This window comes from Streptomyces sp. NPDC043854 (assembly GCF_056436005.1).
Map to the genome: position 1 here is coordinate 43,217 of NZ_JBWKDK010000003.1, position 12,118 is coordinate 55,334.

At 68.9% G+C, this 12,118-nt stretch carries 11 protein-coding genes; 2 read left to right on the top strand and 9 right to left on the bottom strand.

All coding sequences use genetic code 11. The annotated features are described in order from the left end of the window. The first annotated feature begins 216 nt into the window (after positions 1-216). On the top strand, positions 217-645 hold the full coding sequence (locus AC068A_RS03710; RefSeq protein WP_478580849.1) for a transposase family protein: 429 nt from the start codon (positions 217-219) through the stop codon (positions 643-645). Here AC068A_RS03710 and AC068A_RS03715 read toward each other — a convergent pair. From AC068A_RS03715 to AC068A_RS03755, 9 genes are all read right to left on the bottom strand, one after another. Continuing rightward, positions 639-1,664 carry a C45 family autoproteolytic acyltransferase/hydolase gene (locus tag AC068A_RS03715; RefSeq protein ID WP_478580198.1) on the bottom strand — a complete coding sequence of 342 codons (1,026 nt, stop codon included), beginning with the start codon at positions 1,662-1,664 and terminating at the stop codon, positions 639-641. The genes AC068A_RS03710 and AC068A_RS03715 overlap by 7 nt on opposite strands. Beyond that, complete coding sequence (locus AC068A_RS03720; protein WP_478580201.1) at positions 1,661-2,287, bottom strand: GNAT family N-acetyltransferase; 627 nt, start codon at positions 2,285-2,287, stop codon at positions 1,661-1,663. Before AC068A_RS03720 ends, AC068A_RS03715 begins: the two co-directional genes overlap by 4 nt. Next, positions 2,284-2,547, bottom strand: coding sequence for an acyl carrier protein (locus AC068A_RS03725; RefSeq protein WP_478580204.1), 264 nt, complete (start codon positions 2,545-2,547; stop codon positions 2,284-2,286). The genes AC068A_RS03720 and AC068A_RS03725 overlap by 4 nt, the downstream gene beginning before the upstream one ends. Further along, positions 2,537-4,054, bottom strand: coding sequence for an AMP-binding protein (locus tag AC068A_RS03730; protein WP_478580207.1), 1,518 nt, complete (start codon positions 4,052-4,054; stop codon positions 2,537-2,539). Before AC068A_RS03730 ends, AC068A_RS03725 begins: the two co-directional genes overlap by 11 nt. Beyond that, positions 4,051-6,036: a class I tRNA ligase family protein gene (locus tag AC068A_RS03735; protein WP_478580210.1), complete on the bottom strand. Its 1,986-nt coding sequence runs from the start codon at positions 6,034-6,036 to the stop codon at positions 4,051-4,053. The genes AC068A_RS03730 and AC068A_RS03735 overlap by 4 nt, the downstream gene beginning before the upstream one ends. Continuing rightward, on the bottom strand, positions 6,033-7,100 hold the full coding sequence (locus AC068A_RS03740; RefSeq protein WP_478580213.1) for an NAD(P)/FAD-dependent oxidoreductase: 1,068 nt from the start codon (positions 7,098-7,100) through the stop codon (positions 6,033-6,035). Before AC068A_RS03740 ends, AC068A_RS03735 begins: the two co-directional genes overlap by 4 nt. Beyond that, positions 7,088-8,407, bottom strand: a complete 1,320-nt coding sequence (locus AC068A_RS03745) for a lysine N(6)-hydroxylase/L-ornithine N(5)-oxygenase family protein (protein WP_478580852.1) — start codon at positions 8,405-8,407, stop codon at positions 7,088-7,090. Before AC068A_RS03745 ends, AC068A_RS03740 begins: the two co-directional genes overlap by 13 nt. A 251-nt stretch (positions 8,408-8,658) precedes the next feature. Further along, positions 8,659-9,810, bottom strand: a complete 1,152-nt coding sequence (locus tag AC068A_RS03750; RefSeq protein WP_478580216.1) for an acyl-CoA dehydrogenase family protein — start codon at positions 9,808-9,810, stop codon at positions 8,659-8,661. A gap of 348 nt (positions 9,811-10,158) precedes the next feature. Then, positions 10,159-11,517 carry a hypothetical protein gene (locus AC068A_RS03755; RefSeq protein WP_478580219.1) on the bottom strand — a complete coding sequence of 453 codons (1,359 nt, stop codon included), beginning with the start codon at positions 11,515-11,517 and terminating at the stop codon, positions 10,159-10,161. 244 nt (positions 11,518-11,761) lie between these two features. On the opposite strand from AC068A_RS03755, the gene AC068A_RS03760 reads away from it, so the two are divergent. Continuing rightward, positions 11,762-12,094, top strand: coding sequence for a hypothetical protein (locus AC068A_RS03760; protein ID WP_478580220.1), 333 nt, complete (start codon positions 11,762-11,764; stop codon positions 12,092-12,094). The last annotated feature ends 24 nt before the right edge of the window (positions 12,095-12,118 follow it).

The following is a 12,118-nucleotide window of genomic DNA, read 5'->3' on the forward strand; positions in this document are numbered from 1 at the left end:
CCCGTTATGGCATGAGCGTCACGAGGCCAAGCCGGCATCTCGGCCGCGGAAGCGTGCTGAGGGCGCCGGTGCGAAGCCGGGCCATCGGCGAGATGCGGCCCTTGCTCGCCGAGCGGGGCTGCACGATCAGCCCCGGCATCCGGCTCCGAACACTGGCCGAGGGTCATCGACCACCTCGGCGCCAGTGGGCAGGCTGGCATCATCGACGGCACCGAGATCCGGGTTCGCCGGCCGGCCACCGGACGCAAGGACCGGGACACGTTCATCTCCGGGAAGAACAAGCAGAACGCCGTCAAGACCATGGTCCTCACCGACCGGAACGGGCGGGTGCTGTTCTGCAGCCCGGCCAGGCCAGGCAGCTGCGCGGACATCACCCATAGCGCTGACCTGCTACAAACCCGGTCACCGGTCCCGGCTCATCTACCGGCCGCGCCGGGACGACGGCCGGCGCGACGGACGCAAGAGCTTCTCCTGGCGCGACTACCGGGACCTGCTGATCGCCGCACATCAGCAGCTCGGCGGCCCACGCGGTCTACGACACATCCAGTACCGCAGCCACCTCATGGACGGCTGCCTCGCCGAGACCGGCCTGACCGCCAGGCCCGCCTGACGGTCAGCACGACATTACGAGTTCAACCTCAGTAGTGCAGGGAATGCACTTGCTCCGGCACAGCGGACGGGTCGCCCGGCCACAGCCGCATTTCCCCCAAGTCCGGGCGCAGGATCACGGCCGCGACGGTGCGCTCGCGCCGGATGTCGCCGTTGTCCGGCACCAGGATCGGCGGCGTCGCGAGGAGCCGGTGATGGCCCTCGGTGTCGCCGGCCTTCGGGATGCCCGCATCAAGGACCGTCTGAAGGCGCCGCCTGGAGGAGTTCTTGGCGAAGATGTTGATCTCGTCCTGCTCGGCGAGCTCGGCGTCCAGGAAGTGGTTCGTGTGCGCCAGTTCGTCGCCTGCGAGGAGGCGTCGCTGCGCGCCCTTCGCCTCGACGCACACCGCCCGGTCCACACCGCAGATCATGAACGCCCGCGAGCTGGCCAGCGGCATCTCCCGGAGGGTCTCGACGGCCTGCTCGACGGTGTCGGCGGTGTCGAGGACGTGCCGGATCGCCAGGTAAGGGGGCACGCCCGGCTGCCAGTCGCCGCCGAGGACGAGGTTGATGCCCACGGCGATCCCGGCGTCGTTGACACCGAGGTAGCCGAGGAGACCGGCGAAGCTGAGCACCAGGGAGCGGTGGCGCGGCCCGGTGACCGACAGCACGGCGATCTGGTCGTCGAGGTTGCCGTTCAGGTCGACCGTCTGGGCGAGCACTGGCGCGGCACCGGCCGAGGCGTACGTGGTGCAGTCCCCGGCGGTGACCCGGCTGTAGCCGATCAGCTCGCGGCGCAGTTGCAGCAGCCAGGCCGCGTCGCGGTCGATTCCGGCGCCGGCGGCAAGGCCGTCGATCTCGGTGGCCAGGTCCGGCAGCACTTCGGCGATCACCGCACGGTGGGCCGCAATGTCGGGCCGCAGCGCGTCGAGGTCGACCGCCCGGTCTGTGAGGTGGCCGAGTCGCGCGAGCGAGTCGTCGAGGAAGCCGCGGAGCCGCCCGGCCAGCGCCTGCCCGTGGGTGAGGCCACGGGCATGCGGCGAGCCGGACAGCTCCAGAAGCGGCGCGTCGGTCACGCGCACGGGTTGACCGCCCTGCCGACGCGGCCGAGCTGGTCCTCGACCGAGGGCCATTCGGCGCGGAGCACCGAGTAGTAGATCGCGTCGCGCCTGCGTCCCTCGGGCATCGGGTTGAAACTGCGCATGACGCCTTCCTCGTACGCACCGATCTTGCGCAGTCCGGCGCGGGCCTGGAGGTTGAGGACGTCGGTCTTGAACTCGACGCGCTCGGCGCCCAGGACGTCGAAGGCGTGCCGGAGCAGCAGGTACTTGGCCCAGCGGTTGATGCCCTTGCCCTGGAAGTAGACGCCGAGCCAGGACCAGCCGATCTCCAGTCGCCCGTCGGCTTCGCTCAGGTTGCCGTAGCTGGAGCTGCCGGCGACCTGTCCTGTGCTCTTGTCGACGATGATGTAGACCGCGCGCTTGCCGCTGGCCTGGTCAGCGAGCATGGCGTCAAAAAACTGGTCAAAATCAGCGTCGCTCTCGACACGGGAAACGAAGTACGTCCAGATCCGGTCGTCGAATGCGATCTTGCGCAGGGGTCCACGGTCTTCCTCCGAGATCGGGTGGAGTTCGACGTGCTCGTTTTCGAGGAGCGCGGAGGCGTGCCGGCTCCAGGCATTGTGGGTCAAGGAACTCATGCCTTCAGGGGAGCGTGGGGGCGGAGGGCGTCGACGACATTGCCGAGGGTGCGCATCCCGGCGAGGTCGTCCTCGGTGAAGTTGCCGAGACCGACTTCGGCGGCCTTGCACAGGGAGGTCAGGAACAGCACCTTGTTGAGCGAGGTGATCCCGTACGTCTCCACGAGGTCCTCGTCGAGGTCGAGGCCTGCGGGGTCCGGGTGGTCGCGCAGCACCTGGGAGAGCTTTTCGCGGGCCAGGGTGTCGAGGTCAGTGGGCATGGATGCCTGCCTTCGGGTTGTCGATCCGGTCTCGGTAGCGGTCCGCGATGCGTTTGCGGATCGGTTTGAACTGCGATGTGAGGAGCCCGCCCTCGACGGTGAACGGCTCGTCGGCGACGATCACGCGGATGATCCGCTCGTCGCGCTCCGACGCGGCGTTGACCGCGGCGAGGGCCTCGTCGATCACGGCCGTGTCGACCGGTCCCGGGTGGGGCGAGACGACGGCGACCAGTCCGGCCTGGCTCGGGCAGTAGATGACGCATTCGGCCACCGCGCCGGTGTCGCGGAACCGTGTCTCGATCGGCCTGACGATGATCTTCTTGGCGTTGTCGAGGACGATGACGTCGTCGCTGCGGCCGAGGATGTAGAGGAACCCGTCCTCGTCGAGGCGGCCGAGATCCCCGGTGCGCACGATGCCGCCCGGCCGGAACACGGACTCGCTGTCGCCCGATGCGGCGTACGTGTACCCGGTGTTGACCGGGTGGTCGCTGCGGACGCAGACCACGCCCTCATCGTCGATGATGATCTCTTTGCCGGGCAGCACCCGGCCGACGCTGCCCTCGCGGTGGGCGCCGGGGTGGTTCTTGGTGGTGATGCAGGTCTCGTTGAGGCCGTAGCCCTCGAAGATCGCGAGGCCGGCCTCGTCGTAGAACCTGAGCGTCGCCGGGTCGGCGGGGGCCGAGCCCGTCCACAGATAGCGGATGCGGTCGCCGAAGAGCTCGGCGGCGGCCTTGGCCGGTTCGACGCCGCCGGCGATGACGCCCTCGATGTGCCGCTTGGCCGTGTCGAAGAAGGCGGGGACGCCCATGACGACGGTGGGACGGACGGTCGGCAGCACGGCGAAGACGGACTGGTACGTCGTGATCGTGATGTCGTGGCCCCAGTGCAGCGCCGAGTACAGCCAGTAGCGCTGCTGGAGGAGCGAGAGCGGCAGGAACGTCAGGATGTCGTCGCCCGGCTTGTGCTCGAACAGGCTCTGGACGGCGTGCAGCGAGGAGTCGATGCTGCCGACGGTGGCCTCGAGTCCCTTGGGAACACCGGTGGATCCGGACGTGAATTTGACGGTCGTGCACTGCGTCGCGGCCCACTGCTCCGGCTCGAACCCGTCGGCGTCCTCCTCGGCGTAGTCGGCGACGGCCGAGATCGGCAGGACCTGGGAGGGAGCGTCGTCGGGCAGCCGGACGTCGGTGTAGAGGGCGTCGAGACCGTAGCGCTCGACCAGTTCGGCGTCGGGGCTGAACTTGCCGGGCTCGAACCCCGCGGTCTGCGCCCCGAGCATGAGTGCGGCGACGTCGAGCAGTACCCATTCGAGCCGGTTGGCCGAGAGGATGCCGATCCGGTCGCCCCCGCCGATGCCCCGGCGGCTCAGCGCCGCGGCGACGGCCCTGGCCCGGTCGTGGAACTCGGCCAGCGGCACGGTGGTGCGGTGGCCGAGTCCGGTGACGGTGAGGGAGCCGTCGTGCGTAGGCCGCTCGGCGATGATGCGGTTGATGATCGATACGGTCATCGCTGCTCGCCGGTGCCGAAGAAGCGGGTGCCCGCGAGGGTGCAGCGGCTACCGGGCTCGACCAGGTCGGCCGTGTCGGGCCAGGTGTCGATCGCCGGGATGCCGAGGGCGGTGGCGAGCTTGGCGGAGAAGCGCGGCATCAGCGGCGCCGACGCGGTGGCGAGCAGGCGGGCCGCGGCCAGTTCGAGTGCGAGGGCGGTACGGGCCTCGGAGCTCCACCGGCCGTCGTGCGCGAGGGCCGACTGCTGGCGGGAGAAGGCGCGGACGTCGGTGACGATGCCGTCGAGTGCGGCCGCAGCAGCCGTCAGCGAGAAACCCTCCGGGTTGAGGCCGGCCGTGACCTCGTCGAGCCGTATCGACAGGCGGGCCAGGAACGCGGTGTGCTCAGTCGTCCAGGTGCCCGCGTCGGGGGCGAGGCCGTCGAAGTGCTTCTCAACGCGCTCGCCGAGGCCGGTGAGCCACTCCTGCCACTCACCGACGAGGGTGTCCGCGCAGGCGCGGTCGAACTCGGCGCGGCGGAAGTCGGTGCGCTCGCCCTCGGGCCGGGTACGGGAGAGGTAATAGCGCACCGCGTCGACGGTGTCGGGCGTGAGGATCTCCTTGCCCCAGATCGCGTGTCGTCGGCTGGTGGAGAACTTCTGGCCCTCCAGCAGGTAGAACTCGTTGACGTGGTAGTCGATGTCCGGGTTCCACTCGGGGTGGGCGAGTGCGTACAGGACCGGGTAGAGAATCGCGTGGTAGAAGCTGTTGTCGTACCCGAAGAAGTGGACGATCTTCCAGTCCTTGGAAGGCGCCTCCTTCGACCACTGCTGCCCCATCCCGGCACCGAGTTGCTCGATGCCGTGCAGGAAGCCGTGGCTCATCTCCGGCCAGACCCAAATGACCTGTCCGTCCAGGTCGCCCTCGGCGGGCCGCACGCCCCAGTCGGAGGGGTGCGAGACCGGCAGGTCGAGCGTCTTGCGGGCGAAGACCCGATCGGCCAGTTCGCGCAGCCGGACCGGGACCCGGCCCAGCTTGTGGTGGTCGGCGACCGTGTCGGCGAACTCGTGCAACGGCAGGGTGTAGCGCTCGACTTCGGAGGTCTTCGGCGCGGCACTGCTCAGGCGTGAGCTCGGATCGACGAGGTCGGCGACGAGGTTGGGCTCGCCGCACTCCTCGCAGATGTTGCCGCCCGCGCTGTGCGAGCAACTGGGGCAGGTGCCACCGACGTTGACCTCGTACAGGTAGTCGCCGGTTTCGGCGTCGAGCAGCGCGGGCGTCGCCTTGGGGCTGACCTGCCCGGAGTCGACGAGCCGGGTGAAGTAGCGCTGCAGGCCCTCGCGGTAGCCGTCCTCCACGCTCGTGCAGTAGTACTCGTCGACGCTGATGTCCATCGCCTTGAGCGTCGCGGCGATCTCGGCCGAGAAGTGCGCGGCGACCTCGGCGTTCGTGGAGTCCTCGCGGGCGGCGACGGCCGTGACGTAGCTCTGGAAGTCGTCACTGCCGGTCAGGTGCCATGCCTGGTTGCCGATGAGCCGCTGGTAGCGGACGTAGACGTCGGCGCCGAGGTAGGGGCCGGAGAGGTGGCCGAGATGAAGGTCGCCGTTGGGGGTCGGTGGTGTGGAGAAGACGAACTGGGGACGGTCGGTGTGGTTCGCGCGGACGCGCGACGACGCCGAGGCTCGGGTGCGGGCCGAGTCGCGCCAGTACTGGGTGAAGAAGACCAGGTCCGTCTCACCGGTGTTGGCGATGATGTGCGACTCGAACGGCTCGAACAGCACCACGGTGCCGGATCGGGCCGGGTAGCTGCGGCCGTCGACGGTCAACTCACCCGTGCCGGCGACGATGACGAAGAACTCGGTCTCGTCGTGCCGGTCGGTGCGCGAGGCGGCACCGGGAGCGACACGGCCCCAGCCGGCACCTACCCCGAGCCCCTCGACCGAGGACATCTCGATGCCGAAGGCTTCGGACAGTTCGGATTCGCTGTACTGGTTGAGGATCATGACTGCCTCTGTATTGGCTGGGAGACGGCCCCGGTCGGTGTGAGATCCAGGGCGGCAACGGTCTCGGCGGCGATGGCCGGGGCCAGGCGGTAGCCGGCGCCGTTCGCGGCTCCGGCGAAGACCAGGCCGGGCAGCAGCTCGGCGACAACGGGCTCGCGGTGGGGGCTGTACGCGTCGCAGAACACCCGGCCCGAGGTGCACCGGGCCACCAGGCCGGGTGCGAAGCGGCCCAGGACGGCCCGGGCGTCGTCGAGGTCGGACGGCTCCAGGACCAGGCCGACGTCGTCGGGGGCGACGTCCCACCGGTCGCAGGTGTAGCTGAACAGGTAGTGGCCGCGCTCGTGGAGCGGCAGCAGGAAGGCGTCCTCGTCGTGGAAGACCGTGAGCGGATCGCGGGGCCCGGGAGCCGATTCGAGATGGGCGGCGACGACCTTCTTGACGCGCAGTCCGAGAGGAGCGACCAGGTCGGCCCAGGCGGGGTGCGCGATCCACGGACCGGGGGCCAGGACGACCCGGCGGGCGAGCAACTCCTGCCCCGAGCCGAGAGTGAGGCGGTGGTACTCGCCGTCGGAGGAGAGTTCCGTGACCTCGCATCCCTCCAGAACGGTCACCCGGTCGCGCAGCTCGGCCAGCACGCGCCCGGCGACTGCCTGGACGTCGGCATAGTGGCACCCGTCCAGGTTCCACGCCCGTGCGCCCGGCGGGGCCGCCCAGCCGCGCACCAGATCGGCCGGGGCGGTCTCATCACCGAGTCGCAGGTACGTGGTGGAGAGCGCGTCGGCGTCGCCGGCCGTGACGACCGTCGCATCCAACGTGCGGATAGGGAGGCCGAGTTCGGCGCTCAGGCGCTCCCAGACCCGCTCGGAGTGCTCGGACATGGACCGGACGCGTTCGGTCGCACCGCGCGGGAAGTGGACCCCGGCCGAGCGGCTCGAGGCGCCCTGGCCGATCAGGCCGCGTTCCAGGACGGCGACGGTCGCGCCGGGGAACGCCGCGACCGCTTCGCGGGCGATGAGCGCGCCGATGACTCCGCCGCCGACGATGGCGAGGTCTACGCGGTCCACTGCGTGCCCCGTCCGCTCTTGGCCGACCAGTCGATGAACGACGTCGCCAGTTCGGGGGAGCTGCAGCCGCGCAGGCGGTTGGCGATGCGCTGGGCCCGCCAGGCGTTCAGGCTCAGGTTCACGTCGGGCAGACCGCGCTGGCCGCGTACCGCGTTTTGCACGAAGATCTTCCGGTCCGGCGGGCCGTCCCAGGAGATCGCGAAGTCCTCGTCGACGCGGACCTCGCCGTTCTCGGACTCGATACGGTCCATCAGGGGATCCAGGAACTTCTTGGGTGCGGGGCGGAAGCCGCTCGCCCACACCACCGCGTCGACCGCAAGGCACTGGCTCTGGCCGGACTCGTCGTTGTGACGCAGCGCCACCTCGAACGTTCCGGCGGCCGTGCGGTCGGCGGACACGACGGTACGGTTGGGCAGCAGCCCGAAGCGGTGCTCGTCCCGCTCGATGAACTGGAGCCGGTACAGCTGCTGGTAGATCGCCCGGAGGGTCGACTCGGAGATTCCGTCCGAGCTCAGCAGGTGGGCCGAGTTGAGCTCGGCGCGCTTGGACTCCGACAGCCGGTAGAAGTACTCGGAGTACTCCGGCATGTAGAAGTCGTTGGTGAAGGTCGAGTCGTCGATCGGGAAGTAGTTGCGGCGCCTGGAGACCCAGGAGACCCAGGCTGGACGCTCGGACTCGGGCCGCGAGATGAGGTCGAGGAAGGACTCGGCCCCGGACTGGCCGCCGCCGACGACGGCCACCCGCTTGCCGGACAGGTTCTGCGCGTGGTTCAGATACTGACTGACGTGAAACTGGCCCGCGCCCAGGTACGGGACGGCGAACTCGGGCACCCACGGTACGGTGCCGACGCCCACGGCGATGTTGTCGGCGGTGACCTGACGGCGATCGGTGGTGACGCGGAAGACGCCGTCGAAGTCGACCCGTTCGACGGTCTCGGAGAAGACCACGTTCTCGTTCTTCTCGGCCGCCCAGGCCAGGTAGTTGCGGAACTCGGTGCGCGGCACCTCGGCGAACTGGGCGTTGAGGAAGTGGTAGATCCGACCGTGCTCGTGCAGATACGACAGGAACGAGAACCGGTTGGTCGGGTCGGAGAGGCTCACCAGGTCCTTGAAGATCGACACCTGGAGGGTCGCGCCGTTGATCATCTGGTCGTCATGCCAGGTGAACCTCGGCTTGCGGTCGAAGAAGAGGTTCGGCTGCCCCGAATCGCCGTGCAGCAGCGCGGCCAGACTCAGGTTGGCTGGTCCTGCGCCGATACCGACGAGCCGGAGGTGACTGGCCTGCTCGGCGGCACCGGACGCCGTCATCGGCTTCTGTACGGGTCCCACGTAAGGTCCTTCCTGTGGAGGTGCAGGTCTTTGGCACGTTTCACGACGCCTTGGCGAGGCGCCATCGGTGTCTGGCCGTAGGCCGGGATCAGTGCTGTCGTTCTCGGGCGGCGGTGTCGTACACGCACTTCCACACCGCCTTCCACCCCTGTGGAGGCGCGTGCCGCGGACGAAGGCGTCGATATTTCGGGCGCTCGGCGAGTTCGACGGCGGCCCGTCCCGGCCGTCCTTCACAGGGCGTCGGCGATCGTCATCTCGATGACTTCGGAGGACCCTTCGTAGATCCGGAGGGACCGGATCTGGCGGTAGAGCCGCTCCATCGGGCTGCCCGCGACGAGCCCGGCGGCACCGAAGATCTGGACGGCACTGTCGACGATCTCGCCTGCGGCCTCGGTGGCGTAGAGCTTTGCCGTGGAGGAGTGCTTGGCGTGATCGTGGTCGAGGTCCATGGCCCATGCGGCGCGGGCGGTCAGCAGCGCGGCGGCCGAGAGCTTGACGTCCATCTGCGCGAGCGAGGACCTGACGAGCTGGAGATCGGCGAGTCGGCTGCCGTACGCCTTGCGGGTACGGGCATGGTCGCGGGCGAGCCGGAAAGAGCGCCGGGCGAAGCCGAGCGCGGCGGCGGCCACGGTCGCGCGGGCCCGTTCGAGGATGTCGAGCGCGACCACGAGTCCCTGGCCGCGCTCGCCGAGCACGGCCTCGGGGCCCACGCGGACTTCGGTGAAGGTCAGTTCGGCCCAGGAGCGGGGCGCGATCGCGCCGATGGGCTCGGCCTTGAGGCCGGGGGCGTTGCCGTCGACCACGAAGGTGGTCAGGCCCAGCGGTCCCGGGCCATCGCCTGTGCGGGCGAGGACGACGCACACATCGGCAATGTCGCCCTGCGCGATCCAGGTCTTGGTCCCGTTGAGGACGAACCCGTCCCCGTCGGGGGTCGCCTCCAGCACCGCGGCAGTCAGGTCAGAGCCCGCGCCGGGCTCGGAGAGGGCCAGGGCCCCCGCACGGGTTCCGTCGGCCAGGCCCGGCAGTTCGCGGCGGCGCTGCTCATCCGTGCCGTGGCGGGCTATCGCGGCGGCGGTGAGCTCCTGGATCGAGTACGCGAAATCGGCCAAGTCCTCGTGATAGGCCAGGGCTTGGCGCCTCAGGCACAGGGACCTCAGGTCGGAGTCCGGCTGGTCAGGGTCGAGGTGACGCAGCCAGCCCGACCGGCCGAGCTCGGTGAGCAGCGACCGTCCGACGGCGGCCGGATCGGTGGTGTCCAGCGTCGCCCACGCCTCTGCCCGGGCCGCGCACCACTGCCCGATCTCGTCGGCGAGCGCGCGGTGGGCGTCGTCGTACAGCGGCAGGGTGAGGACATCGGGGTCGAACACTTCAGTAGGACTCATCGTGATCCTCACTCGGATGGTCAATGCGGCGACCGGCTCGGAAAAGGGACGGAAGAGGGAATCAAGCCGATCGATTCGGTCGACTCCGACGGATGAGGCGGCGGAGACGGAGCCGTGCGATGCCTGCCGCCATGGCTGCCGTGCTCAGTCCGCCCTGCGATGGCCTCCCACGTCGTGACAGGGAACGCCGAATCGGCCGACTGTTCTCCAGGGCGTCATGGGTCATGGTGCGGACTCCTTCCGAAAGGCCGTCTGCCGCGTCAGAGGGAAGCTACGGCCAGTCCGGCGCCGGGTACGTCCGCGACAAGTTCATCCGCCAGGGCGCATGGCAGGTAAAGCGCTTCGGTGTTACTGCGCACGGTGTTTACCCGGATCGGAGTGGAATCCGGATCCGAGAAGTGCTCCGCGGCCGAGATTGAGTACCTTGATGTCGCCGTCTTCGGGGGCGCAGCGGGTCAGAAGTCCGCCGTACCCGGACGCCATCAGAAGGACGCCCCAATTGACGATCCAGGGGTGCAATCCGCCGTCGGAATCGGGGAAGAGCTCGGGTTCCGGGTGGACGCGCCGTTGCACCACGTACGGGCCGTCGAGGGCGTCGTGGAGCAGCTTTCGCCATTTCTCAGGAGTGATCTCCGAGGCCCAGCCGGGGACGACTCCCTGGCCGCCGTGCAACAGCATGGGCTTGAGGATGAGTTCGTGCTGATGGGCCACCGCGTGATCCAGCAGCGGGGTTTCGGTGCCGTCCTCCAGAGTGACGTTTCCCGAGGTCACTGAGGACGTCCAGGGCAGGAGCCGGTCGATGACATCCCGTTCCTCGTCCGAGAACAGATGGCGGTTCCTGCGGTCGGAGAGCATCGCCAGCGCGGCTTTGCTGCCGTACAGTTCCGACTCGATCGAGGTGAACATGCGGACCTCGCCAGCCTCCAGCGCGCCCAGCAGAGGCTCAAGGAGCGCGTCGGTGTCGTCGTCGAGCAGGTCCTCGATCATGAACTGGCGGTAGACGACGTCGACCGGGCGCTCCCCGAGCCAGAGCCTTCCGCCGCGCCGCTCCAACTGCGCGACGTGACACGGGTACGCCTCCAGGCCGCGCTCCGCCCACACCTTGACGAGAACGTTGAGATAGCCCTCCATCTCCTCGTAGTTGCTGGGCCATTCGGTCAGCGCGACGATGGGTCGGGCGTCGGGCGCAAGGCCCGTCTCGTGTCGGATGGTACGAATCTGCTCCGCCACCGTGTCGACGTAACTGAGCTCTTCCTCGGCGACGAACCGGCTGAACTCGGAGTCCGCGAGAAGGCCGCGGCACGAATCGCCGCCCTCGAACCCGACCGTGCTGCCCAGGTTGAACTCCATGACCCGGAAACCCGATCGATCCAGGTAGAGATCCGCCCGCCCCATGGTGGTCGGCGAGCCGGCCGCAGCGGTGGCCGAGCGTTCGATGGCGCGTATCTGCGACTTCTCCATTCCGTTCGCACGGGCGAAGGAGGCGATGTCGCCGCCGAAGAGCCGGCTCGGCAGGCTGTAGAGCGCTCCGCGCAGCACTTCCAGGTCCCGGGTCAGCTGCCGGATCTCGTCCGCGGCGAGGAACACCGGACGAAGGGCGTGATTCCCTCCGGTGAACAGGCGTAGGAATTCGCTCTCCTGGACCGGACGCATGACGCGCCCGAACCGCTCCAGGTATCTCTCGGTGAGTGCGTGCTCGCGTGCCATCTTACGTAACTCCCTCCAGGACCGGATGTGCATCCAGACCGACGTCAAGAGTGGCACGGGAGGGGTTCGTATCACCTCAACCAGATCGGTAGTTGAGGAGGCGGTGGGTCAACGCATCGAGTAATCCTTGCGCATACCTGATCCATTCTCACGTAAGCCGGATGGATCGCGGGGATGAGCCTGTCGCGGACGCGCGGAGTGCGGGTGGGTTCGTAGGTTGCATTCTCACTGCGGAGGTTCTCTGGTGCGAGTTCCGCCTCCACGACGCCTCGACCTCCGAGCGGTCGAGACCGTCTCCCACGCCACCCTGCGCGCCGGCGTGCCCTTCGTCCGCGTCGTCGCCCACCAGGGCGGCATCTTCCGCCATCCCGACCCGGAGATCCGCCTGGGATCCCACTACTGCGACGCCGGCTACGCCCTCGACGAGGACACCGGACGCCTGATTACCATCGGCGCTCTCGACAACCTCGTCCAAGGCGGCGCGGGCAATGCCGTCCAGCGGACTCGCCGATGCAGTCACCGGTACCACCCAGATCCACCTCTCAGGGACCAGCCCAACTCAGAAGGGAAGCGGTAGACGATGCCGACAAGCCTCGATACG

Excerpts from the sequence above, each read along its gene's own strand:
- AC068A_RS03730 (WP_478580207.1), bottom strand. The coding sequence starts at position 4,054 with ATGACCGTATCGATCATCAACCGCATCATCGCCGAGCGGCCTACGCAC.
- AC068A_RS03755 (WP_478580219.1), bottom strand. The coding sequence starts at position 11,517 with ATGGCACGCGAGCACGCACTCACCGAGAGATACCTGGAGCGGTTCGGG.
- AC068A_RS03745 (WP_478580852.1), bottom strand. The coding sequence starts at position 8,407 with ATGACGGCGTCCGGTGCCGCCGAGCAGGCCAGTCACCTCCGGCTCGTC.
- AC068A_RS03725 (WP_478580204.1), bottom strand. The coding sequence starts at position 2,547 with ATGCCCACTGACCTCGACACCCTGGCCCGCGAAAAGCTCTCCCAGGTG.
- AC068A_RS03720 (WP_478580201.1), bottom strand. The coding sequence starts at position 2,287 with ATGAGTTCCTTGACCCACAATGCCTGGAGCCGGCACGCCTCCGCGCTC.
- AC068A_RS03750 (WP_478580216.1), bottom strand. The coding sequence starts at position 9,810 with ATGAGTCCTACTGAAGTGTTCGACCCCGATGTCCTCACCCTGCCGCTG.
- AC068A_RS03735 (WP_478580210.1), bottom strand. The coding sequence starts at position 6,036 with ATGATCCTCAACCAGTACAGCGAATCCGAACTGTCCGAAGCCTTCGGC.